This is a genomic window from Brevibacterium sediminis (assembly GCF_013623905.1).
GTDB classification, from domain to species: domain Bacteria; phylum Actinomycetota; class Actinomycetes; order Actinomycetales; family Brevibacteriaceae; genus Brevibacterium; species Brevibacterium sediminis.
On record NZ_JABKDD010000009.1, the window covers coordinates 56,011 to 79,458 of the forward strand.

Annotated in this window: 24 protein-coding genes and 1 tRNA gene; 4 read left to right on the plus strand and 21 right to left on the minus strand. The window is 64.5% G+C overall.

The features are described from left to right. Positions 1 to 57: 57 nt before the first annotated feature. Positions 58 to 858, plus strand: coding sequence for an MBL fold metallo-hydrolase (locus HK108_RS12775; protein WP_181271784.1), 801 nt, complete (start codon positions 58 to 60; stop codon positions 856 to 858). A 64-nt stretch (positions 859 to 922) separates the two neighbouring features. Here the strand turns inward: HK108_RS12775 and HK108_RS12780 are convergent, their stop codons facing one another. The 17 genes from HK108_RS12780 to HK108_RS12860 all read right to left on the minus strand — a co-directional run bounded on the left by HK108_RS12780 (position 923) and on the right by HK108_RS12860 (position 16,849). Beyond that, positions 923 to 2,140, minus strand: coding sequence for a hypothetical protein (locus HK108_RS12780; protein ID WP_181271785.1), 1,218 nt, complete (start codon positions 2,138 to 2,140; stop codon positions 923 to 925). Continuing rightward, positions 2,137 to 2,946, minus strand: coding sequence for a hypothetical protein (locus HK108_RS12785; protein ID WP_181271786.1), 810 nt, complete (start codon positions 2,944 to 2,946; stop codon positions 2,137 to 2,139). The genes HK108_RS12780 and HK108_RS12785 overlap by 4 nt, the downstream gene beginning before the upstream one ends. Beyond that, complete coding sequence (locus tag HK108_RS12790) at positions 2,946 to 4,172, minus strand: hypothetical protein (RefSeq protein ID WP_181271829.1); 1,227 nt, start codon at positions 4,170 to 4,172, stop codon at positions 2,946 to 2,948. The genes HK108_RS12785 and HK108_RS12790 overlap by 1 nt, the downstream gene beginning before the upstream one ends. A gap of 222 nt (positions 4,173 to 4,394) precedes the next feature. Next, positions 4,395 to 4,781, minus strand: coding sequence for a 50S ribosomal protein L7/L12 (gene rplL / locus HK108_RS12795; RefSeq protein ID WP_101546927.1), 387 nt, complete (start codon positions 4,779 to 4,781; stop codon positions 4,395 to 4,397). 59 nt (positions 4,782 to 4,840) lie between these two features. After that, entirely contained in the window at positions 4,841 to 5,374 is a 534-nt protein-coding gene (rplJ, locus tag HK108_RS12800; RefSeq protein ID WP_062244493.1) for a 50S ribosomal protein L10, read from the minus strand. A 355-nt stretch (positions 5,375 to 5,729) separates the two neighbouring features. Continuing rightward, positions 5,730 to 6,749, minus strand: a complete 1,020-nt coding sequence (adhP, locus tag HK108_RS12805) for an alcohol dehydrogenase AdhP (RefSeq protein ID WP_139468571.1) — start codon at positions 6,747 to 6,749, stop codon at positions 5,730 to 5,732. 128 nt (positions 6,750 to 6,877) lie between these two features. Continuing rightward, positions 6,878 to 8,401, minus strand: coding sequence for an acetaldehyde dehydrogenase ExaC (gene exaC / locus HK108_RS12810; RefSeq protein ID WP_181271787.1), 1,524 nt, complete (start codon positions 8,399 to 8,401; stop codon positions 6,878 to 6,880). 145 nt (positions 8,402 to 8,546) lie between these two features. After that, positions 8,547 to 9,824, minus strand: a complete 1,278-nt coding sequence (locus HK108_RS12815) for a helix-turn-helix domain-containing protein (protein WP_181271788.1) — start codon at positions 9,822 to 9,824, stop codon at positions 8,547 to 8,549. Between the two features lie 228 nt (positions 9,825 to 10,052). Next, positions 10,053 to 10,748: a 50S ribosomal protein L1 gene (gene rplA, locus HK108_RS12820; RefSeq protein WP_101555448.1), complete on the minus strand. Its 696-nt coding sequence runs from the start codon at positions 10,746 to 10,748 to the stop codon at positions 10,053 to 10,055. A gap of 64 nt (positions 10,749 to 10,812) precedes the next feature. Then, positions 10,813 to 11,250, minus strand: a complete 438-nt coding sequence (gene rplK / locus HK108_RS12825; RefSeq protein ID WP_025776636.1) for a 50S ribosomal protein L11 — start codon at positions 11,248 to 11,250, stop codon at positions 10,813 to 10,815. 425 nt (positions 11,251 to 11,675) lie between these two features. Then, positions 11,676 to 12,542 (minus strand): transcription termination/antitermination protein NusG, encoded by an 867-nt coding sequence (gene nusG, locus HK108_RS12830; protein WP_139468574.1) that lies wholly within the window; start codon positions 12,540 to 12,542, stop codon positions 11,676 to 11,678. An 82-nt stretch (positions 12,543 to 12,624) separates the two neighbouring features. After that, positions 12,625 to 12,903, minus strand: coding sequence for a preprotein translocase subunit SecE (gene secE, locus HK108_RS12835; RefSeq protein ID WP_101547325.1), 279 nt, complete (start codon positions 12,901 to 12,903; stop codon positions 12,625 to 12,627). Positions 12,904 to 12,998: 95 nt separating this feature from the next. Beyond that, positions 12,999 to 13,071: transfer RNA gene (locus tag HK108_RS12840), tRNA-Trp, on the minus strand. A gap of 122 nt (positions 13,072 to 13,193) precedes the next feature. Next, positions 13,194 to 14,843 carry a metallophosphoesterase family protein gene (locus HK108_RS12845; protein ID WP_229664128.1) on the minus strand — a complete coding sequence of 550 codons (1,650 nt, stop codon included), beginning with the start codon at positions 14,841 to 14,843 and terminating at the stop codon, positions 13,194 to 13,196. A gap of 10 nt (positions 14,844 to 14,853) precedes the next feature. Next, on the minus strand, positions 14,854 to 15,963 hold the full coding sequence (locus tag HK108_RS12850) for a UDP-N-acetylmuramate dehydrogenase (RefSeq protein ID WP_181271789.1): 1,110 nt from the start codon (positions 15,961 to 15,963) through the stop codon (positions 14,854 to 14,856). After that, positions 15,960 to 16,403: a MaoC/PaaZ C-terminal domain-containing protein gene (locus HK108_RS12855; protein ID WP_172173636.1), complete on the minus strand. Its 444-nt coding sequence runs from the start codon at positions 16,401 to 16,403 to the stop codon at positions 15,960 to 15,962. The genes HK108_RS12850 and HK108_RS12855 overlap by 4 nt, the downstream gene beginning before the upstream one ends. Then, positions 16,400 to 16,849 carry an FAS1-like dehydratase domain-containing protein gene (locus HK108_RS12860; RefSeq protein WP_181271790.1) on the minus strand — a complete coding sequence of 150 codons (450 nt, stop codon included), beginning with the start codon at positions 16,847 to 16,849 and terminating at the stop codon, positions 16,400 to 16,402. Before HK108_RS12860 ends, HK108_RS12855 begins: the two co-directional genes overlap by 4 nt. A gap of 184 nt (positions 16,850 to 17,033) precedes the next feature. On the opposite strand from HK108_RS12860, the gene HK108_RS12865 reads away from it, so the two are divergent. From HK108_RS12865 to HK108_RS12875, 3 genes are all read left to right on the plus strand, one after another. Next, on the plus strand, positions 17,034 to 18,758 hold the full coding sequence (locus tag HK108_RS12865; RefSeq protein ID WP_229664129.1) for a biotin carboxylase: 1,725 nt from the start codon (positions 17,034 to 17,036) through the stop codon (positions 18,756 to 18,758). 151 nt (positions 18,759 to 18,909) lie between these two features. Further along, positions 18,910 to 20,166 (plus strand): serine hydrolase domain-containing protein, encoded by a 1,257-nt coding sequence (locus tag HK108_RS12870; protein ID WP_229664130.1) that lies wholly within the window; start codon positions 18,910 to 18,912, stop codon positions 20,164 to 20,166. 203 nt (positions 20,167 to 20,369) lie between these two features. Continuing rightward, positions 20,370 to 20,966, plus strand: coding sequence for a hypothetical protein (locus HK108_RS12875; protein ID WP_181271791.1), 597 nt, complete (start codon positions 20,370 to 20,372; stop codon positions 20,964 to 20,966). Between the two features lie 24 nt (positions 20,967 to 20,990). Here the strand turns inward: HK108_RS12875 and HK108_RS12880 are convergent, their stop codons facing one another. Genes HK108_RS12880 through HK108_RS12895 form a run of 4 tightly spaced genes read right to left on the minus strand, consistent with a single transcriptional unit; the run spans position 20,991 to position 23,400 of the window. Continuing rightward, positions 20,991 to 21,446, minus strand: a complete 456-nt coding sequence (locus HK108_RS12880; RefSeq protein WP_181271792.1) for a twin-arginine translocase TatA/TatE family subunit — start codon at positions 21,444 to 21,446, stop codon at positions 20,991 to 20,993. Beyond that, complete coding sequence (gene tatC, locus HK108_RS12885) at positions 21,434 to 22,258, minus strand: twin-arginine translocase subunit TatC (RefSeq protein ID WP_229664131.1); 825 nt, start codon at positions 22,256 to 22,258, stop codon at positions 21,434 to 21,436. The genes HK108_RS12880 and tatC overlap by 13 nt, the downstream gene beginning before the upstream one ends. Further along, the gene (locus HK108_RS12890; RefSeq protein WP_139468580.1) at positions 22,255 to 22,428 is read right to left on the minus strand and encodes a twin-arginine translocase TatA/TatE family subunit; all 174 of its coding nucleotides are present in this window, start codon (positions 22,426 to 22,428) and stop codon (positions 22,255 to 22,257) included. Before HK108_RS12890 ends, tatC begins: the two co-directional genes overlap by 4 nt. A gap of 24 nt (positions 22,429 to 22,452) precedes the next feature. After that, positions 22,453 to 23,400 (minus strand): intradiol ring-cleavage dioxygenase, encoded by a 948-nt coding sequence (locus HK108_RS12895; protein ID WP_181271793.1) that lies wholly within the window; start codon positions 23,398 to 23,400, stop codon positions 22,453 to 22,455. Between the last annotated feature and the right edge of the window lie 48 nt (positions 23,401 to 23,448).

Sequence of the window (23,448 nt, forward strand, 5' to 3'; positions counted from 1 at the left end):
GTCTCTTTCGCGCATCGTCGCGCTGACAGCCGGTGGGAGACATTCTAGACTGCGACCATGACACGAGTGAGTATCCTCAGCTTCGATCCGGCCGCAGTCAACTGCGGAATCATCGTCGGCACCGATCGCTCTCTGCTCGTCGACGCGGGCCCCGGCCCCGCGGCCGCCGCACATCTGGTGGAGCGGGCGGGCCGCCTCGGCGAGGAGATCGGAGGCAGCCATCCCCGCGCGATCGAGCTCGCGATCACCCATGATCATTGGGATCACTTCTTCGGCGCCGCCGCAGCCGTCTCAGCCGGGGTCACCGCCGTGTACGCATCGTCATCGTTCGCCGCCGATCAAGAGGCCACGGCCTGGATCGCTCTCGACGGAGTCGCGGTCGGTGACTTCCCGGCTGAATATCGGTCGAGCCTACCCACGGATCCCGGTGAGCTCATCGTCGACGTCTCGCCCGTCGATTCGACACCCGGTGATGTGTGGCACCTCGACCTCGGTGGCTGTCCGGTCGAGTTCCATGTGCTCGGAGGACATTCGACGGCCGACCTCGTCGTCCGACTGCCCGAGCTCGGCATCGTCTTCACCGGCGACCTCGTCGAAGAGGCGGATGCACCTCAGGCCGGGGCCGATGCTTCCTTGAGCGAATGGGCATCGAGCCTGCACACCCTGCTGGCGTTTCCTGAGGCGAGGACCTTCGTTCCCGGTCACGGGACCCCGGTCGACCGTGATTTCGTTTCCCGTCAGCTCGCCGATATCGAGGGGATGAGGGTCGATCAGGGAGACGCCGAGGTGGCTCTGCCCGCCCGCTCCATGCCGGGTGACCATGATCGGACGATTCCCCGGGAGCACCGCCTGGTCTGATTCCGGACCCGCCTGAGCAACGGTCGGACGTGCACTGACTGAGTGGACTCAGCCGGCCGGTTCCCTAGGAGCCGTGCCGGTGCAGGGCGGTGACGAGATCGCCGCCGATCGCTCCGAACAGCGTCTGTGCCCAAACGCTGCGGCCCTCGACGTAGGGTCGGTCGCCGTCGAAGATCCACTGCAGTTCGCGGCCGGAGTGCAGATCGGACAGGCAGCTGCTGCAGACGGGGACGCGAACGCTCTTTCCCGCCAAGTGTCCCTTGCGCTCGGTGCTCACCAGCTGATTCGATCGCGCCTCTCCGTGGAGAGGGTTGACCGTGCACAGACTCTGCGGGAGTCCCCGCGTCTTTGCTGACTTCGTCGAGCCAGCAGAACGGGCAGAATCGGATTTTCCGGTCCTCGCCCCGCGCTTGGTCGATCTGTGCAGCTTCACCTCGGCGATCTCGCGTCCGGCCTGACGCAGCAGCACCATGGCCCCGGCGAGGTCGATGCGTTCGGCCTCGGTGTCGTCGACGATGGATCTGGCCATCTGGTAGGCGTCGAGCGCTCTTTCCACTCCCTCGGCATCTGTGGTGCTGAGGTCCTGGGTCTGCAGCTGCGTGATCTCGTCGGCCAGCTCTGTCGTGTCCTCGTTCAGTCCTTCTCGCAGGGTCTTCCGCTGCAGGTCATCGACTCGGTCGAGCAGTCGTGCCGGCAATTCGAAGCGGCGGCGGGTGCGGGCGGCTTTCGCCCGCTCTCGCCGTGACCTGGCGAACCAGATGACGGCGATGACCAGCGCCAGCACCAGAACCGCTCCCCCGAGGAACAGAGTGGCTGTCGAGTTCGAACCGTCGACCGTCTGCACCTCGCTGCCCGAGGCCTCCTGTCCGGTTTCGTACTCGGGTGCCTCCTGCGGATCGGCGTAGAGGTCGAGGAGCATGTTCAGCTTCGTCTGCGACGGAGTGCTGTGGCTCCATTTTTCGCGCCCGACGGACATCTGCTCCATCACCTGCATCTGCAGATCGTGCTGGTCCTCGAAGGTGTAGTCGACGGCGAGGTCGGTGTTCGTATCGATCATGATGAACGCACCCTCATCGCCGTTGAAGACCTTGACCTGCTCGAGCAGATCCCTATCGGCACCCTCGCCTCCGGTGATGATGACGTAGACATCGAAGTCGAGGCTGTCGATCTTCGTCTCCGCCTTCTGCAGCAGCGTTTCGTTGATCTCCCCCTTCGCGGCATTCGTCACGTAGACGGGATCGGTGTTGAGCGCCTCGGCGATCGACTGGGCCTGTTGGGTCACTGCTTCGCTGTCCGTTTCTTCAGTGCGCGGCGGATGAAGTATGTTCCGACGCCGATTCCCGCGCCGACGAGGATGCCGAAGACGGCTCCGGCCACAGCGCCGCCGGTGCTGTACGACAGCGTGTGCGGGTCCTTCGTCGTGTCCTCGGAGGTCACCTCCGGGTTCCCGTCGTCATCATGACGGTGCGAGTAGCGCGATTCGACGTCCTCGGTCTCGGCAGCACTGATCTTACGCACTCCCGCGAGCGCGGCATCGGAGTCGCTGTCGTCTAAGCCCCCCGACAGAGTCAGCAGCGAAGGTCGGATGAGGCCCTTCTCCGCCAGTCCCATGCGCCCGGTGGCATCGACCGTGAGCACTGCAGCCTCGGGGTCATCCATCTCGGTGACGATCCGAGCCGCCAACAGATCGAGGTCTCCATCGGCGTCGTCAAGATCCGAGACGTTGAGGAACGCCACATAGATCGGGCTGTCGGCCTCGGCGATCTCCGCGCGGATGGAGTCGACATCGCCCTCGTCGATCTCGAACTCCGGGTAGCCGTCGAAGTAGACGGGATCTGCTGCGAAGGACGTCGCGATCGCCTGGTAGCGGTCTGTTGCGTAGTTCGGATCATGGGCGCCTTCGATGCGGTCGTCGTAGATCGAGTCGACGACGATCGCGTCACTGTCGGCTGCGGTGATCCTCTCGGCCTTCGCCTGATCGAACAGATATGTGCTCAGCAGAGTGGCGCCGATCGACACTGCAGCGACCGCGACGACGGCGATGAGCCAGTCGAGAGGGGTCTTCGAACGCACGCTTCCGGCGGCCATCATCGGCTCCTTCCGACAGCGGCGGAGCGCTGAGGGCTCATTTCATCCAGCACCGCCTCGTCGAGAGGTTGGAAGCTGCCGAAACCAGAGAGTGCGTAGGCGTCATCGCGTTGGAAGTACGGAACTGCACGGGTGGAGCCGGGACGTTTGGGCACCATCAGTCGTTCCGGGTCGTGGCCGGTCGCCAGCTCCTGACGACAGTCGGCGCACAGCCCTACGGTGAGGCTGCGGCCCGACTGTTTGAGCACATGGTCCTCAATGTCCTTGCGATGATGCGGGAAGAGGAAGCAGAAGCGCGGTTCGTCTTCGACTCGGCTGGAGCGCCTGCGCAGCTGTCGGCGCAGCCAACGGTCGAGGGCGACGAGGACGAACACGCCGTTGCGGTGGGCGAAGTCGACCGATTCTGCCCAATCCGGGTGGGCCGCAGTCAGAGCCGCCAGCGCATCCTGGATTCGTCTGCCTCGGTCATGCAGGGCCCACGTGTCGTCATCGGGATGGTCGGGTTCGGGGATCGGGGCGGCCGCCTCGGTGACGGCCTTCTTCAGCTTGTGCGACGTGACCAGTTCGGGTTTCGTGGTCAGCTCAGACCGCCAGGAATAGCGATGACGGCGATGCAGCAGCCACAGGGTCGCACCGAGGGCTGCGACCGCCGTGGCGCCGAAGACGAGCGTGTCTGGGTCGGAGTTGTCGAGGCCGAAGCGTTCGATGTAGTCCTCATCGCGGTCACCGACATCGCGGGTGTCGAAATCCGGTGCCTGGGGAGGTTCGGTGCCCTTGGCGGCGGCGACGAGGACCTGCAGATAGTAGGGCACGGCGAGTTCGACAGAGATGAAGTCGTCGCTGCTGGACTTCATGAGTTCCGGGGCACCTGTGGGGACGACGGGTCCGTTGTCGGTGACGAGGTAGGCGAACGAGCGGGCGGAGGTCTCGCCTTCACTGAAGAGGACGAGGGTCTGCTTCTCCCCCGATTCCTGATGCATGTCGAAGGCGAAGTCGGAGGTGAACTTCGCCCAATCGCCGTAGCCCATGGTCAGGAGTCCGGGGACGATCGCGAGGTAGTGGGTGAGGCCGGTGTCCTCGGTCTGCTGTGAGGCTTGCCGAATGGCCTTGATCTGATTCTCGGTCAGTCCGGGCCTGATGATCTCGTCGATGTAGAGGGGATGCTGCGCCCAAGTTCCGCGGATGCGTTCGCGCAGCTGCTGTTGTGCGCGGGCGTAGCTCGTCATCTCAGTCACCAGTCAAGAATAGTTCAGCTTCTGCCCGGCCCCTGTCGATCGGTGTTCCGAATCGGTCACATCGACATGGGACGGGCGAACATCCTCGGCGAATGAGGGCATTCCTAGGGCATTCCTGTTGGAGTGGGCATCCCCGGTGGGGATGCAGAGAACCCCCACGGCGGACCGTGGGGGTTCGAAGCCTATGCAGCAGTCAGGCTACTGCGCAGAAGATCACTTGAGGGTGACGGTGGCGCCGGCAGCCTCGAGGGTCTCCTTGGCCTTCTCGGCGTCTTCCTTCGAAGCGCCTTCGAGGACGGCCTTGGGAGCTCCGTCGACGAGATCCTTGGCTTCCTTGAGTCCGAGGGAGGTGAGTCCACGGACTTCCTTGATGACGGGAACCTTCTTCTCGCCGGCCGATTCGAGGATGACGTCGAATTCGGTCTGCTCTTCAGCAGCGGCTTCGCCGGCTCCGCCAGCGGCAGGAGCAGCGGCGACGGCGGCCGGAGCGGCAGCCTCGACGTCGAACTCTTCTTCGAACTTCTTGACGAACTCGGACAGTTCGATGAGGGTGAGCTCCTTGAAAGCCTCGAGGAGCTCGTCGGTGGTGAGCTTAGCCATGGTGGCTAGTCCTTCCTGTTTTGGTCACGATCAGCGACCGGTTCGGTTTGTGGTGATGCTCAGGCGTCGGAGGCAGGAGCGTCGTCCTGCTTCTCGCGGAGGGCATCGACAGTGCGCACGGCCTTGACCAGCGGAGCGGTGAAGAGGTAAGCCGCCTGGTGGAGGCTTGCCTTCATGGCACCGGCTGCCTTTGCAAGCAGCACTTCGCGGGATTCGAGGTCGGCGAGCTGGTTGACCTGTTCGGGGCTGAGCGCGGCTCCATCGAAGTAGCCGCCCTTCACCACGAGCTTGTCGTTCGCCTTGGCAAAGTTACGCAGAGCCTTGGCAGCCTCAGGTGGTTCGCCGTTGACGAACGCGATCGCGGTGGGCCCATTGAGGTGCTCATCGAGACCGGTGACTCCGGCTTCCTTGGCTGCAATCTTGGTCAGCGTGTTCTTTACCACGGCGTAGCTGACGTTCTCACCGAGAGAGACGCGCAGTTCTTTCATCTGCGCGACGGTGAGACCGCGGTACTCGGTCAGCAACACAGCGTCGGAGTTCTCAAACTGCTGTTTGATCTCCTCGACTGCGGCTGCCTTGTCTGGCCTCGCCATGGTGTTCCTTTCATAAGTCGTCCGGTCTGTCCCGACAACAGAAAAAGCGCTCCACGCAGGAAGGCGTGAAACGCTTGGCCGTCGATTCCAGAAGAATCCGACGGAAGGATTTCGGCTCACCTGCGCGGGTCACTCACTAGGAGTCTTCGTCTGCGGGCACCGGGATTCGATGGCGAATTCCGATGATTCCACAGAGACCGACGGTCTTGGGTGGTTCAAGTCTAACGAAGTCCGTCCCGGCAAGTCCAATCCGATCGCCGAGACCCCTCCCACACTACCTGACGGCGGCGCAGCAACCTGGCGCGAGGTTGCTGCGCCGCCGTCAGGTAGTTCTGGGCGCGGGTGTGCAGGTTCGTCAGTATTCGATGACGACACGGCCGTCGATCTTGCCGTGTTCCATCTCGTCGAAGATCGCGTTGATGTCCTCGAGAGGTCGCTTCGTGAACGTCGGGTGGATCTTGCCGGCGGCATAGAATTCCAACGCCTCGACCATGTCCTGTCGGGTGCCGACGATCGAACCTCGGATCGTCAGGCCCTTGAGCACGATGTCGAAGATCGGTGCCGGGAAGTCACCGGGCGGCAGTCCGTTGAAGACGATGGTGCCGCCTCGGCGAGTCATTCCGATCGCCTGACCGAACGCCGCGGGGTGGACGGCGGTGACGAGGACTCCGTGTGAGCCGCCGATCTTGTCCTGGATGATCTCGGCCGGATCCTCGGCGAAGGCGTTGACAGTGATTTCGGCACCGTGCTTCTTCGCCAGCGCCAGCTTGTCGTCGGCGACATCGACGGCGACGACGCGCATGCCCATAGCGACGGCGTACTGGACGGCGATGTGTCCGAGTCCGCCGATTCCGGAGATGACGACCCATTGGCCCGGCTGAACCTCGGTGCGTTTGAGTCCTTTGTACACGGTGACGCCGGCGCAGAGGACCGGGGCGATCTCATAGGGATCAGCACCGTCGGGGATGATGGCGGCGAACTTCGTGTCGACGAGCATGTACTCGCCGAAGGAGCCGTCGACGCCGTAGCCGCCGTTGACCTGGGATTCGCAGAGGGTCTCCCATCCCTGACGGCAGTGCTCACAGGTCCCGCATGCGGTCCACAGCCAAGCGTTGCCGACCATCTGTCCGACCTCGACATCGGTGACGCCCTCGCCGACCTTTTCGACGATGCCGACTCCTTCGTGTCCCGGGATGAGCGGCACCTTCGGTTTGACCGGCCAATCACCATGGGCGGCGTGGAGATCGGTGTGACAGACGCCGGAGGCGACGAGCTTGACCAACGCCTGCCCCGGGCCGGGGTCGGGAATCGCATTGTCCCCGACGACGAGTTCCTGGCCGAAACCCTCGACTACTGCAGCTTTCATTGCGGACATCATTCTCTCCTTTGTGATGATGGTTCACGAAGCGATGCGGGGTTTGAATTTGAGGTGGAAGAACTACCCGACGGCGGCCCAGCTACCTGGCGCGAGGTTGCTGCGCCGCCGTCGGGTAGCAACTCGGGTCAGAAGAAGCCTTGGGCGTTCTCCGAGTAGCTGACCAGCAGGTTCTTCGTCTGCTGGTAGTGGTCGAGCATCATCTTGTGGTTCTCGCGTCCGATGCCCGAAGCCTTGTACCCACCGAAGGCCGCATGGGCCGGGTAGGCGTGGTAGTTGTTCACCCACACACGCCCGGCCTGGATCTCACGACCGGCCCGGTAGGCGGTGTTGCCGTCGCGCGACCAGACTCCGGCACCGAGGCCGTAGAGCGTGTCATTGGCCGTGGCCAACGCGTCGCCGTAGTCGGAGAACGTCGCGACCGAGACGACGGGCCCGAAGATCTCCTCCTGGAAGATGCGCATCTTGTTCGTGCCTTTGAAGATCGTCGGCTGCACGTAGAAACCGCCGGCCAGATCCCCGTCGAGCTCGGCCCTGCCGCCACCGGTGAGCACCTCGGCGCCTTCCTGACGGCCGATGTCGAGGTAGGACATGATCTTCTCGAACTGGTCGTTCGAGGCCTGGGCGCCCATCATCGTGTCCGTGTCGAGGGGGTTGCCCTGGACGATCTTCTTCGTCCTGGCCACGACCTTCTCGAGGAAGGGATCGGCGATCGATTCCTGGATGAGCGCACGCGACGGGCAGGTGCAGACCTCACCCTGGTTGAGGGCGAACATCGTGAAGCCCTCCTGGGCCTTGTCCGCGTACGAGTCGTCCTTGGCCAAAACATCCTCGAAGAAGATGTTCGGCGACTTTCCGCCGAGTTCAAGGGTGACCGGGATGATGTTCTGCGAGGCGTACTGCATGATCAGGCGACCGGTCGTCGTCTCCCCGGTGAACGCGATCTTCGAGATCCGCTTGTTCGACGCCAGCGGCTTGCCGGCTTCGAGACCGAAGCCGTTGACGACGTTGAGCACGCCCTCGGGCAGCAGGTCGGCGATGAGTTCGACGAGGACGAGGATCGACGCCGGAGTCTGCTCGGCGGGCTTGAGCACGATCGCATTGCCCGCGGCCAGCGCCGGAGCGATCTTCCACACGCCCATGAGGATCGGGAAGTTCCAGGGAATGATCTGACCGACCACGCCGAGCGGCTCGTGGAAGTGATACGCCACCGTGTCCTCGTCGATCTGCGAGAGTCCGCCCTCCTGCGCCCTGATCGCTCCGGCGAAGTAGCGGAAGTGGTCGACTGCCAGCGGCAGGTCGGCGTTGAGGGGTTCGCGGATCGCCTTGCCGTTGTCCCAGGTCTCGGCGACGGCGAGCGTCTCGAGGTTCTCCTCGATGCGATCGGCGATCCGATTGAGGATGTTGGCCCGTTCGGCCACCGCCGTTTTGCCCCATGCCGGAGCCGCCTTGTGCGCGGCGTCGAGAGCGAGTTCGATATCCTCGGCGGTGCTGGCCGGGACCTCCGTGAAGGTCTTGCCGGTGACCGGACTGGGATTCTCGAAATAGTTGCCCTTGACCGGCGGCACCCACTGACCGCCGATGAAGTTCTCGTAGCGGGACTTGAACGTGACGAGCGACCCGTTCTGACCAGGCTGTGCGTAGACAGTCATTGCAACTCCTTTGATGCGTCTGATTCCACCGGATTGTCTCCGTGTGACGACGACGCTACCGAGCGCAACGTTGCATGTGGGTTGCATCATATCGCCGAGGCGGTCGAACCGTCCCGCACGCCGAACCGCGATGGGTTCGCCGAGTTCAGAGACCCAACGCCTCCAGACGCACGACCGCGGCGTTGCGTTCGGCAGCCTCGGGCGGGGCCAGACGCAGCACGGTCATAAGGACTTCGACGTCGTCACGGAAGTCCGGGAGATCTGCAAACCGCCACAGCTGCTGCCAGGTTCCGTCCTGCAGTAGGGTCTCGCGCATGAGTGCGTTGACTTCCGCTCCGATCTCCCGCACTCCCGGAGCATCGGAGTCCGGCAGGACGGTTCCGATGAACTGTTCGAGGGCCGAATCCGCGTCACCGTTGGCCAGTGCCTGAACGGTTCGCTCAAGATCCGAATCGACGTCCCCGCGAAGTCGATAGGGGCGCGCGTCGATGCGCAGATCGCCGAGGCTGTCGATCGTTCTGCGCAGACGATTGATCTCCGCCCGGACCGTGACTTCGCTGCCGCCGACCGTCCACAGCCGCTCCACCAGCCCGGCTCCGCTGATGCCGTCGGGATACCGGTGCAGCAGAAGCAGGATCTCGGCGTGCCTGCGGGTCAGCGGAATCCGGGTGCCGTTCGGGCCTTCCAGGGCGGGGCTGGGACCGAGCACGGTGAGTCTGGTTCCGGCCGCCTCGGTGTCGGTGTGCATCTGCTGCGGGGTGAAGAGCTGGGACAGCTGGGCACCTGCGGCTTTGGCTGTCGAGGACAGCAGCGGCAGCACGATGGAGGACACGGCGTCGTCTCCCCCAGTGACATCGATGATGCCGATGACCTGCCCGGTCAGAGGGTGGGTGACGGGGACCGCGCTGCAGCTCCAGGAATGGACGTCGGGGGCGAAATGCTCGGCGCGGCTGACCTGCACCGGACGGCCCGAGTGCAGGGCCAGCGCCGGGGCGGAAGTGCCCATGACCTCTTCGGACCAGTCCGAGCCGGAGACGAATCCCATGGCTTCGGCGCGGTTCCGGACGCCTCGCTCCCCCTCGACCCAGAGCAATCGCCCCTGTTCGTCGCCGAGGGCGGCGAGCAGACCGGCATCCTTGGCGGGTTCGATGAGGTGGGATCGCAGCAGCGGCATGATCGCGTGGAAAGGATGGCGCCGGCGCACCTCGGCGAGGCGATCGGCTTCGAACGGGACTTGGACCTCCACGCTGTCGGGGTCGCGCAACCGGGCAAGAGACCGGTCCCAGGATTCCAACACCGAGGCGCGCACACCAGGCCCCGACGATGGTGCAGGGAGGAGAGGATCCGGTGGCCCGGCCAGACGCTCATGTGCGCGGCGAACGGCACGCTGATAGGTGTCTTCGAGCAGCAGCGTCGAATCCATGGCGGACGGTCCACCTCCATCGGCGGGTGTCGGAAGAGAGCCTCAACTGCTCATAATCTAATCGCGAACCCGTCCGTGGACAAGAGCCCGTCCACTCCCCGAACTACCTGACGGCGGCCCAGCAACCTCGCGCGAGGTTGCTGGGCCGCCGTCAGGTAGTAATTGGGAAAGAGAGAGGGCGGGAAGCGAACGAATCGCTTCCCGCCCTCTGCCGGTGCATCGATCAGATCAGATGCGCAGACCCGAGTGGTCGACCGGAACGGCTGGGCCGTTCGAGGTCGTGATCGTGGCCTTGCTGATGTAGCGGCCCTTCGAGGAGGACGGCTTCAGACGCAGGATCTCTTCGATCGCAGCATCGAAGTTCTCCTGCAGAGCTTCCTCGGAGAAGGAGACCTTTCCGATGATGAAGTGCAGGTTCGAGTGCTTGTCGACGCGGAATTCGATCTTTCCGCCCTTGATGTCGTTGACGGCCTTGGCGACATCCATGGTCACGGTGCCGGTCTTCGGGTTCGGCATCAGGCCACGGGGACCCAGCACCTTACCGAGACGACCGACCTTGCCCATCATGTCGGGGGTCGCAACAGCGGCATCGAAGTCGGTGAACCCTCCGGCCACCTTCTCCAGCAGGTCATCGGAGCCGACGTAGTCAGCACCTGCTTCACGGGCAGCTTCTGCACGGTCGCCGGCAGCGAACACCAGGACCCGAGCGGTCTTACCGGTACCATGCGGAAGGTTGACGGTGCCGCGCACCATCTGATCCGCCTTGCGGGGGTCAACACCCAGGCGGAGAGCGACCTCGACCGTGGCGTCGTACTTCGCCACGTTGGTCTCTTTGGCCAGGGCGATCGCCTGAGCCGGTTCGTAGTTCACATCTGCGGCGATCTTCTCAGCCGCGGCCTGATAGGCCTTCGAACGCTTTGCCATCTGCTTTACTCCTTGCAGTCGTGGTGTGGGCTGCGTGGGCCCTGCCACTGTGTGGGGTGAGGTCTCAGACCTCGATGTCGGTGGTGATGCCCATGGAACGCGCGGTTCCGGCGACGATGCGGTCGGCCTGATCCAGGGTGTTGGCGTTCAGGTCGGGCATCTTCGTGGTGGCGATCTCGCGCACCTGGTCGGCGCTCAGGTGAGCGACCTTGACGGTGTGCGGAGTAGCCGAACCCGACTTCACTCCGGCGGCCTTCTTGATCAGCTCGGCTGCCGGCGGGGTCTTGAGCACGAAGTCGAACGAACGATCTTCGTACACGGTGATCTCGACGGGAACGATGTTTCCGCGCTGGGATTCTGTGGCGGCGTTGTAGGCCTTGCAGAATTCCATGATGTTGACGCCGTGCTGGGCAAGCGCCGGACCGATCGGAGGAGCCGGGTTAGCGGCACCTGCCTGAATCTGGAGCTTGACGAGGCCGGCTACCTTTTTCTTGGGAGGCATGTACGGTCCTTAATCTTGAGGTTTCGATGTGCCAGACATATACAGCACATTGTTCGACAGCGGCCTTCCGATAAGGGCCGCAATCAAACCACACCAGTATTCCATGCGCGCCCGCCTGCGGGCAAATGCTCGTGAGGGGCATCACCCGATCATTCCCTCGCCGAGGCGGGACAGCGTCGCCGGCTGATGTGACCGCCTCGGTGCGACCGCCTCGGCGCCGTCGTTCAAGCGCGGGCCCGGATATCGCCCCGTAGACGGTTCGACAACTGCGCTCAGCCTTGATCGACACAATCCCTTCCCCAACGACACAATCCCCTCGCCGAGGCGGCCGAGCCAGTGAACGCGGGAACGCCGAAGGGGCCCGGAGAATTCCGGGCCCCTTCGGTCACGATCGCGTCGAGGCGATCAGTGAAACTATGCGGCGATCAGAGCTTCGAGACCTGGTCGAAGCCGAGTTCGACGGGAACATCGCGTTCGAAGATCGACAGCAGCACGGTGAGCTTCTGCGATTCCGGACGGATTTCCTGGATCGTCGCGGGGTGGCCCTCGAAGGAGCCCTCCTTGACGAGCACGGACTCGCCGACCTCGAACTCCACCTCGGTGATGGGCGCGGACTTCGCAGCGGCTTCGGCGGCGGGGCCTTCGGCAGCGGCGGCTTCGGCCTGACGCTCTTCGAAGATCGGGGCGAGCATCGAGAAGACCTCGTCGATCGACAGCGGAGTCGGGTCGTATGCGTTGCCCACGAATCCGGTGACACCCGGAGTGTGGCGCACGGCGCCCCACGACTCGTCGGTCAGTTCCATGCGCACGAGCACGTAGCCGGGGATGCGCACACGACGGACCTGCTTGCGCTGTCCGTTCTTGATCTCGACGACGTCTTCCATCGGCACCTGCGACTCGAAGATGAACTCTTCGAGGTTGAGGCTGACGGTGCGGTTCTCGAGGTTCTGCTTCACGCGGTTCTCGTAGCCTGCATAGGAGTGGATGACGTACCAGTCACCCTCCTGCATGCGCAGCTCGGCCTTGAATTCTTCGGCCGGGTCGACCTCGTCGGCGGCGGCGACGTCTTCGGCAGCATCGTCCTGCTCGCCGTCGGCTTCGTCAGCGGAATCGGCTTCGTCAGCGGAGTCGGCAGCTTCTGCGGAGTCAGCGTCAGCGGACTCGACGGGGGCGGTCGCCTCGGCGTCGATGGCCGCCTCTTCGGTTTCGGGCACCACAGCGGCACCCGACTCCTCGGGAGTGACGTCCTGGGTCTCAGGGGTCTCCTGCTCAGGTGAGTTGGTATCCGACACCGATCAATTCCTCGCTTCGCGTTTTGTGATTCCCGGTAGGGAGTGAAGTTTGAGCTTGGGGTGGTTCACGGCTGAGGCCGTATCACCACAGGGGCCACAGCGGAGTTCCGCCGAACACCCAGCCGACGAGCTTGCCGAAGACCAGGTCGAGGCCCGTGACGAGAAGCATCATGAACAGAATGAAGCCCAGCACGACGAGCGTGTAGTTGAGCAGCTGCTTCCGGGTCGGAGTGACGACCTTCTTGAGCTCTGCCACCACTTCGCGGAAGAACTGCAGGATTCGTCCGAAGAATCCGAGCTTCTTTGGACCGGAGGCACTGTTGGGTGCGCTGCCAGTCTGCTTTGCCGGTGTGTCGCTCACACATCCTCACTCGGTCGGTTTCGTTTGGCTTCACAATTGTTCGTGCCGGTCGAGGACGGCGCCTGGCCGATGAGACTTCGGCAGAGTCAACTGCGCAGGGGTGACAGGACTCGAACCTGCAACCTACGGTTTTGGAGACCGTTGCGCTACCAATTGCGCCACACCCCTCTGATCGGACTTGAGCGATCGTGTCGATCCCTGTGGTGTCCGACCACGAGAAACGAGCATACCGTGCTCGACCGTTATTCGTCGAACCGAGTGCCGAAGCAATGTCTCGAACGTGTCGACGCTCACTCACCCACCGACTCATCGACAGGCGGCTGGCCCACGAGGGGCCTGGGTTCGGGGAATCTCACCCAGGGGTCGATCTGCACCTGTCTGTCGGGTGTGACGGTGATGATCTGCACGTCGATGGGGCGCTTCGTCCCATTGTCGACGCGGATGATGCTCAGTTCCGCGTTCATCTTCAGCGGTCCCGGTGTCAGGGCGTTCGCCAGTGCGCCCCCGGTCGTCGAGCTGACGTAGCGGGTTCCCGAACCGAAGTTCTCCGGTCCGACCCGTCGGTGCCAGTGTCCGCTGAGAGCGTAGTCGGCGCAGCCCGAGCGCAGGCTCGGTCCGCCGACGGCGGGATCGTGGATGAGCATGATGTCGAAATCGGCCCGGCAGGCTTCGTCTCGCAGCCGCTGCGCGTACTGGTCGGCGGTGAGGTCGGTCTCCAGCTGCGGACCGGACCCGAACACGGTCCGGCGCGGGTCGGCGGCACCGAAGAAGGTCACCCCTGCCATCTCTGCGCTGGAGTCCTCGAGCACGTTCCACCCGCGCGCCCTCGCGTGCCTCGTCGTTTCCATGGAATCGTGGTTGCCTTTGACGATCATGCGCGGCAGCTTCTCCGGCAGTTCGTCGTCGACGACGTCGAGGCAGTAGTTCTCGGCCGAGGTGCCCGTCATGGAGATGTCTCCGCCGTCGATATAGGCATCGGCCCGACTCATCTCCGCCACCGCACCGACGACGCGGGCCATTCCGATATTGCAGTGGATGTCGGAGCCGTAGACGAACGTGGACACACCCTTCTTCCCTTCGCCCTCACCGCCGTCGGCAGCGGGTGCGCCGACGCCGGCAGGCGGGACGAGTCCCCGATCGGTCCAGTTCCCGGTGATCGGGCGGTCGTTCCATTTTGTCCGCAGGGCTGCGAGAACCTCGTCGTAGAAGGCGTCGTTGTCATCGGCGAAGTCCTGCACTGCACCGAATGCGGTGTCGATGATTCCGCCGAGGCGGCCCGTGACCTGGGATCCGGCCAGCGGCGTGCCCTCGAACGCCGGATCGGCCGCGATCGGCTTCGGACGGTTGAGCACGACGGTGCCCAGTCCGGTGAGGACGAGCACGAGCACCAGTCCGATGCCGAGGAGTTCCTTGCCGACGAAGGCGCGGATGATGGTGTCGACCCGGGCGGGCCCGAGGAAGAGGGCCAGTCCAACGAGTCCCCCGGTGACGATGCACACGGCCAGCGCCCATCGGGTGAGGATCTCCTGGCTGAGTCCGTCGATGACCTGGTCGATCTGCGCCTGCGGGGCCGAGAACAGCGAGGCATAGGAGGCGATGTCGCCGCCGAGGGCGTCGATGGTTCCCCCACCGGGGTCCGCCACTTCCGCGGGATCGGCCGCAGGTCGTTCGTCATCGCCGGAATCACCGGACACGGGGATCTCACCGATATCGACGTGCAGTCCCAGGCCGAGAGGGATGACATCCTCGGTGGGGACGAGCAGTCTGCCCAGGGGGCCGAAGTCGACGGTGAGTCGGGAATCCGCGGTGATCCGGTACTGCGCCTCATGGGGGCCGAAGGTGAGATCGGCGCGCGAGGTGAACAGCGCCCAGGGCAGGGTCACAAGCGCAACCGCAGCCAGGGTGATGACGAGTGCGGTGGTTCTCCGACGTGATGACACGGCCACCAGTCTAAGGACGTTTCCCGTCGTCGATGGAGCAGCCGATGAAGGTCGGTTCGGGTTCGAGGGTGATGCCGAAGGCGTCCTCGACGCCGGCGACGACGGTCGACGCGAGATCGATCACATCGGCTGTGCTCGCGTGTCCCCGATTCGTCAGCGCCAGGGTGTGCTTGGTCGACAGCGACGCCAGTCCCGCACCGAGGCTGAAGCCCTTGGAGAACCCCGCATGCTCGATCAGCCAGGCCGCTGAGGTCTTCGTCTTCCCTTCGATCTTCGCTCCGCTGAGCGGGTCGGTCACCGGGTAGCGAGGAGCTTCGGCGGGCAGGATCTCGGCGTTCTCGACGATGGGGTTGGTGAAGAAGGATCCCGCCGACCAGGAGTCGTGGTCGGCGGCATCGAGGACCATGCCCTTCGATCGGCGCAGCGCGATGACGTTCTCGCGCACTCGTACGGCCGGGACGCGGCTGCCGATCTCGACGTCGAGGGTCGATGCGAGCTGGGCGTAGCGCACGGGCAGCGACTCGTCGCTGCGCTGGAGGTCGAAGGTCACCGAGAGCACGACGTACTGCGGGGTTCCGGCTGCGATCTGGGCGCGCTTGAGCGCCGAGGTGCGGTAGCCGAATTCGAGTTCGACTGCAGTGAGGTGGCGGATCTGACCGGACACCCGGTCGAAGACCTCGACGGAGGAGATGAGCTCGCCGACCTCCGTGCCGTAGGCGCCGACGTTCTGGATCGGGGTCGCACCGACCGACCCGGGGATCCCGGACAGTGCTTCGAGCCCGGACAGCCCCAGGTCGAGGGTGTGGGCGACGAAGGCGTCCCAGTCCTCCCCCGCCTCGGCGGTGACCCGGGTGTCGGTCGTCGTGGTCTGGGTCGTCTCCACTCCGGTGGTTCGGACCACGCAGACGGCACCGTCGAATCCGGCATCGGCGATGAGCAGATTCGATCCGCCGCCGATGAACAAGACGCGGGACCGTTCCTGACCGTTGAGTTCGAGCGGGTGGGCGGCGCAGAAATCGAGCAGTTCGTCTCGGGTGTTCGCAACCGTGACCTGCGGGGCCGGGCCGCCGAGACGGAAGGTGGTGAAGCCGGAGAGTTCCTGCGGGTGGGCTTCGGTCACGCCGAGATCCGAACCTGCGTGCGGCTGAGGACATCGGCCTCGCCGGACTTCACGGAGATGTCGATGCGGGCCGTGCCGACGGCAGGGTCGACGGCACCGACGGTGGCGGTGAGCTTGAGCGAGGTCGTCGGGGTCGTCGGTGATCCGGTATCGGCGTCGGGGACGACGACGGGGGCGGAGAAGCGGGTCCGGTAGTCGACGATCGCACCGGGGTCGCCGAGCCATTCGGCGACCGGAGCGATGACCGCCGCCATCGAGAGCATCCCGTGGGCGATGACATCGTCGAGGCCGACCTCGCGGGCGAAGCGTTCGTTCCAGTGGATCGGATTGTGATCGCCCGAGGCTGCGGCATAGTCGACGAGGGAGGCGCGCGACAGTGGGATCTCGGATTCCACGACGGTGTCTCCGATGGTCAGTGTGGAGAAGTCGATGGCGCTCATTCTCCGTCTCCTCTCACGACGATGGTCGAGGTCACGGTGACGACAGGCTGCTCCGCGACATCGGTGATCTCGGTGCGGGTGGTGATCATGGCGTTGCTGCCGGCGGCCCGGACTCCGTCGACGTGAGTGACGGCGGACAGGGAGTCACCTGCGACGATGGGACGGGTGAACGAGAACTGTTCGGAGCCGTGGACGACCTTCGAGAAGTCGATGCCCGATTCCGGGTCGGAGATATAGGAGGCTTCCGATTTCTGCGCGATGATCACGGCGAAGGTGGTCGGGGCGACGACGTCGCGGTAGCCCAGCGCGGTGGCCGCCTCGGCGTCGAAATGGTAATCGGCCTTCGCTCCGGTGGCGAGCGCGAAATCCGCGATCGCCTCCCTGGAGACCTCATAGGGCTGAGGCAGGGAGAACGTGGCCCCCTGCTTCTCCGTATTCACCGGCATATGCGCTCTCTCTTCCACTGGGGTCGGTATCGACACCAGCCTAAAGCACGGCCTCAGGATGAGGCTCACCGGCGAAGAATTGATCGCGCGTTCGTATCCGGTTCACACAATTCCTGCACCATCGGGCTCATGGCTTCGAAACTGGTATATGTTGTCCACATCACATTTGGTAAGGAGTAGTGCGATGACGAACGAATCCCCCAGCGCTGACCCGAAGAGTCCCGAGGCACAGACGGTGACGCCCGGCGCACGAGTCAAAGACGCAGTCGCGGTCCCCTCACCGCACACACCTGGCCCCGGCGCCCCCGCTGCACCTGCACCAGCAGCCGGCGGTTCTGATCCGGCACCGGCACCCGCCGACGTCGACCCGCCGCAGGTCGAAGTGGCGGTGGCCACCGACGCCGCCTACGCCGGCAAAGAAGCCGACAGAGTTCAGCTGCGTCGACCGCTGCGCAACGTCTCCGAGGTCCGGCACTTCTTCCGCACGAATCAGACCCCGATCTTCTTCGTCGGAGCCACTCCGTTCAACCTGCTCGGTCTCGACCGGTGGGTGCGCAACTTCTCGTACATCACCTACTACGACGGCTGGGACGGCGGTCACCCGCGCGTCTTCTCCCCGCGCTACAAGCCCTATGTCGAGTTCGAATCGGGCGAGGCGATCAACAACTGGCTGCTGCTGAACGCCGAGGTGCGTGCCCATATGACGCGCAACGTCCCCCACGGTGAGCGGGTCAAGGTCGCGATGGTCTTCTTCGACGAGGAGACCGAGCGGATCTGCCGAGAGCTCGGCTACGACCTCATCCTGCCGTCGGCAGCCCTGCGCAATCAGCTCGATTCGAAGATCGAGACGACGAAGCTCGGCAATGAAGCCGGTGCGTTCTCCGTCCCGAACGTGCTGACCACTGCCGACACCTATGAAGAGCTCAATGAGCGGGCCGCCGAGGCGGGGCTGGGCACGGATCTCGTCGTGCAGACCCCCTACGGTGATTCCGGGAAGACGACGTTCTTCATCTCCGATGTCTCGGGCTGGGAGGCGCACAAGGACGACATCATCGGCGAGCAGCTGAAGGTGATGAAGCGGATCAACAACACTCCGGTCGCCGTCGAGGCGGTCATCACCTCCAGCGGTGTCGTCGTCGGTCCGTATCTGACCGAGCTGGCCGGCTTCGCCGAGCTCACCCCGTACAAGGGCGGCTGGTGCGGCAACGAGATGAAACCCGATGTCCTCAACGCAGAGCAGCGGGCGCAGACCCGTGAGCTCGTGCGCAAGATGGGCGAAGGCCTGCGCAAACGCGGCTATCGCGGATTCTTCGAAGTCGATGTCCTCGTCGATCTCGATAACGACGACTGCTACCTCGGTGAGCTCAATCCGCGCATCTCCGGGGCCTCGGCGATCACGAACGTCACGGCAGGCGCCTATGCCGATGTGCCCCTGTTCCTGTTCCACCTGCTCGAATATCTCGACGTCGAATTCGATCTCGATGTCACCGAGATCAATGAGCGGTGGGAGGAACTCTCCGGCGCCGACGAGTGGAGCCAGATGATCATCAAGGAGACGGCTCCGATCACCGAGTACATCACGCATTCCCCGCTGACCGGTCAGTACTATCTCGACCAGTACGGGACGCTGACGTACAAACGTGCGGCACTCGACTGGCACCCCCTGCAGAACGGCAGCGAGGTGTTCTTCCTGCGTATCTTCGGGGCCGGGGACTACCGGTGGAAGGGCGCGGACCTCGGAGTCCTGGTGACGAAGAATCCGCTGCAGACGAACGTCGGCGGACCCGATGCGCTGAGCATCCGGGCCAAGCACTTCATCGATTCGATCAGGGCGATGTACGCCGGAGTTCCGGTCGTCGCCGACGATCCGTCGCCGGCCCTCGGCGGACCCGGAGCCAAAGGCGACTGAGCCCGGCGCCGCTCCCTTGGACGCGAAGGGCAGATATACGCGAAGCGCGGAGCCGCCTCGGTGATAATCTCAACACGACCCGAGGCGGCTCTCAGCTGCCGTCCGCGGAGCCGTTCCGCGGACAGACCGATGCGAGAATCAGAGGTGAAGAGTGATCGAACCGTCACCGGACCAGCCCGCGGCCACTCCCCCGGCGGACCAGCCCGTGGCCCCATCGGCTCCCGTCGATCCGGCGGCCGGAATCGACCGGGACAACTGGCAGGATCCCGACAATGTGCGAAGGTCGTTCCAGAACGTCGCACGGGTCCTTCCCACGACGCCGATCTCCCGCGGCACCGGTCCTGTGGCCGAGCTGCCCGCCGATCCACAGGATCTCGGCGAGGTCGAGGTTCCCGCGACGGAGTACTCGGAGGCCCGCAGCGTCCGCAGCGTCATCGAATCCACCGACACGGATGCCTGGATGCTCATGCACAACGGGACCGTGCTCACCGAGGAGTACTTCGGGGAGATGACCGCGTCGACCGAGCATCTGCTCATGTCGGTGTCCAAATCGCTCGTCGGCACCGTCGCCGGTGTCCTCGCCGGTTCGGGTGACCTCGACCCGAACCGCCTCGTCACCGATTACGTGCCCGAACTCGCCAAGTCCGGCTACGCCGGTGCCACAGTGCGCCATGTCCTCGATATGCGTTCGGGCATCCGCTTCTCCGAGGACTATCTCGACCCGAAGTCCGAGGTCCGGCAGATCGAAGAGTCGATCGGCTGGTCCGAGGCGAAGCGGGAGAACCCGGGCATCGGCATGTACGAGTTCCTCACCACCCTGGAGGCGAAGTCCGAGCACGGCGGGGTCTTCGAATACCGGTCGTGCGAGACCGATGTGCTCGGATGGGTGTGCGAGAAGATCGCCGGCGAGCGCATGCAGTCGCTCATGTCGCGGGTGCTGTGGTCTCGGATCGGCGCCGAACAGGACGCGATCATCGCCACCGACCAGTACGGGGTCAGCATGTTCGATGGCGGAATCAATACGACTCTGCGTGATCTCGCCCGATTCGGCTACGTCTACACCAACCGCGGGCAGTCGCTGACCGGACAGCAGGTGGCGCCGACGACGTGGATCGGCGATACGCTGACCACCTCCGAGGATGTGCGTCAGGCGTTTGCCGATGGGCCCGGGGACAATCGGATGCCGGGCGGGGCGTATCACAACCAGTTCTGGTTCCCGTTCCCCGATTCTCATGCGTTCCTCGCCCTCGGCATCCACGGGCAGATGATCTATATGAACCCGGGTGCCAATGTCCTCGGCGTCAAGCTCTCGAGCTGGGGGCTGCCGCAGGACGCTACGAAGCTGTTCCCGACGATCCGCGCATTCGAGGCTCTCGCGAAGGCCGTCAACTCCCCCGCCGCGGAATAGCCGGAGCCGGTCGCCGTGGAGCGGGCCGGATCCGGCTCCCTCCCGCCACCGGACCCGGGGCCATCTCCCGGTGCGGATGTGCCCGAATCGCCACAGGTGTCGCCGGATCCGCACACCGACCCCGGGTTCGCGGCAACCGGCCGTGGCAGAATCGTGGTGTATCGACAACGCTTGTGATCGCCTGAGTGCGAAGGAGAAACACGATGACCCCGATTCGCCGGTCCACCTGGATGCCCCGCCTGCTGACGGCCACCGCTGGAACCGTTCTCGCCTTGTCCCTGACCGCCTGCGGAGGCTCCGGAGGGGACAAGCCCGCCGAGGATCAGAAGTCCGAGGCCTCGCAGACCGAAGAAGGCGGATTCGGCGGAGGTGCTGTCGAATCGAAAGAGGCCGAGGCCCCGGGATCCGAGCCCGCCGAGGCGGAGCCGACCGACACGAAATCGACCGATCCGTTCGCCGATGCCGCGAAGACGACGAACTGGGCCAGCGACGACGGGATGAAGATCGACAAGAAGGGCAACGGCATCGTGCCCGCTTCGTCGATCGAGGCCGACCTCATCGACCTGTTCGAGAACAAGCTCGATTGGAAGGTCAAAGAAGCCAAGTGCGATTCCGATATGGAGCTCCGCGAGTGGTACGGCTTCAAATCGTGCCAGGTCACCGTCAAGGACAAGGACGCGTACAAAGGCAGGAAGAAGTACTTCGGCACGGTGAAGATCGTCGATCACAAGGATCAGATGATCAAGTACGAACTCATGTTCCCCGGCATCGACAAGGAAGACTTCGACTTCAAGGACTGATCACCGAGACGGCCCCGCCCCTGGTCATCGATCGGTTCCTGAGGTTGCGACTGCACGCTCATCATCGCCCGTACGACCTTCGTCCGTGCGGGCGACGAATCGTCTCCGCGGATGTCCGGACGAACCGGTGATGACAACGCTGCCGGCCGCCTCGGCGGGTGATCGGCTCTCCCCGTCCAAGGCACGATCGGAACGCTCAGCCGAACCCGGGGCAGCAGTCTCCGAGCTCCGAGCGCTGCCCGGCTCATCCAGGGCCTCTCGGATGATTCGGCGCGGATCGTACTGTCGCGGATCAAGCGTTCTCCAGTCCTCGGTGCCCATCGATTCGGCGGCCCGAGTCCGCGCCGTGTCGATCTGGGCACGGAGCAGGCGGGCGAACTCGCCGAGCTTCTGCGCGTAGTGCGGCAGCCGCTGTGGGCCGATGACGAGGGCAGCGAAGATGCCGACGATGATCAGTTTCTCGAAACTCAGGCCGAACATGTCCGAGTCCTTTCCGTTGGCGTGATCCGCACTCGACCGGACCGTTCCTCCTCCACGTGCGGATCACCGGCCATCCGGTCGTAGCCTCGGGCCCGGTCGTGGATGCACGCGATGACGAGCGCAGCGAGGAACAGCAGCGCCATCGGGGCCGCGACGAAGAACATGGAGAGCACGTCGGCGGCCGGGGTGACCAGTGCGGCGAAGACCACGATGGCCACGATGGAGACCCGCCAGGCCTTCGCTATTGATCGGGCAGAGAGCAGGCCGATGACGTTGAGGACGACGAGGAAGACCGGGAGGACGAAGGCGACGCCGGTGGCGATGACGATCTTGAACACGAAGTCGAAATAGTAGGACGCCTGCAGGATGGTGCTGTCCTCGCTCGCGGCGAACGAAGTGAGCACTTCGACCATCCGGGGGAAGACGTAGAGGCCGGTGAGACAGCCGGCGACGAAGAGGGGCACTGCGGCACCGAGGAAGCCGAACGTCACCTTCTTCTCCTTCGCCGTCAGCCCCGGGGTGAGGAATCCGAAGATCTCCCCCAGCCATACCGGGCTGGAGAGGACGATCCCGGAATACACGGCGATGCGCAGCTGAAGGTCGAAGGCGCCGGTGACGCTGTCGTAGTTGAGCGAAGCGCTGCGGGACTCGGCGAGCTCGGTGATCGGGGCCCGGAGGACGTCCATCACGAAAACGGAGGTGAGATATCCGATGACCGTGCCGATGAGCAGCGCCACCGCCGCGCGCACCGCCCGTGTCCGCGCCTCCCGCAGGTGCGCGGACAGCGGCATCTTCTCCGCGGCGGTGCTCATGAGTGGGGTTCCGTCTCATCACCCGCCCGTGAGTCGGATGATTCGTCCTTGAGGATGCGCACAGACTGCCCGAGGCTCTTGGCGAGTGCAGGCAGCTTGGCTGCGCCGAAGACGAGGATGATGATGGCGAGGATGACGAGGGCGTGCCAGCCCGTGAGGTTGTGCAGCATGATGGTGGGCCTTTCTCGGAGTTGTCAGGGCTTTTCGGGGGCGCCGTCGGGTGGAGCTTGTCCTTCACCGCCGCCTCCCGGGGCTGTGCCGCCGGTCGGTTCGGTGTCGGTGTCGACGGGAACATCGAGCGTGGCGGTGTATCCGGAGTCCGTGTCGCCGCTGATCGTGGCGAGCTGGTGCTCTCCTCCGTCGTCACCGAAGACGTTGTCGTCGTCGAGGGAGATGGCAGAGAGGTTCTTCGCCGATCCGTCGTAGGTCTCGAGGGCGAAGACTGCGTTGCAGGCGTCTTCGGGCAGGGCCATCTGCGAGGTGGCGATGGCGTTCTCGGCATCGGTGATCGAATCGACGTCCGGGTAGACCTCGAAGTGGATGTGGGTCCAACGACCGGAGTAGCAGCCGGGGAAGACGGAGGTGAAGGTGACTTCTCCTGCTGAGTCGGCGACCTGGACGCCGCGCAGCCAGGTCGCGTCTTCGACGCCGTCGGAGTACATCGAGTAACGGCCCTGAGCGTCGCAGTGCCAGGCGTAGACGGCTGCGCCTTCGAATGGAGCATTGTCACCGGCCATATCGGTGACCTTGAGGGTGAATGTCAGGGGCACACCGTCGACGGTGTCGGTCCCGTCGATGTTCGAGCGGAGGTCCGAACGCACGATTCCGGAGTCTTCGAGGATGTCCGGTCCGTTCGATCCGTCCGCCGGATACGGACCGGCCGTTTCGTCGGGGATCTCGGTGACCGATCCGCTGCCGCTCGAACTCGATTTCGTCGATCCCGCGGCCCCGGAGGTGCAAGCGGCCAGGGCCATGGTGCCGACACCGGCGCCGACGAGCCCGAGAACTCCTCGTCGGCTGAAGAGGGTGCGGATGTCGAAGGAGGCGCCTTGGTCGACGACCTCCTCGTCGGGACGGTCGAGGAGCCTGCCTTCATAGGCGGGTCCGTTGGGGGTCTGGTCCGGTTCGGGTACGCGAGCCATGAGCTGTCCTTCCTTCGATGATGTGTGATGACACCATCGTGGTGACCG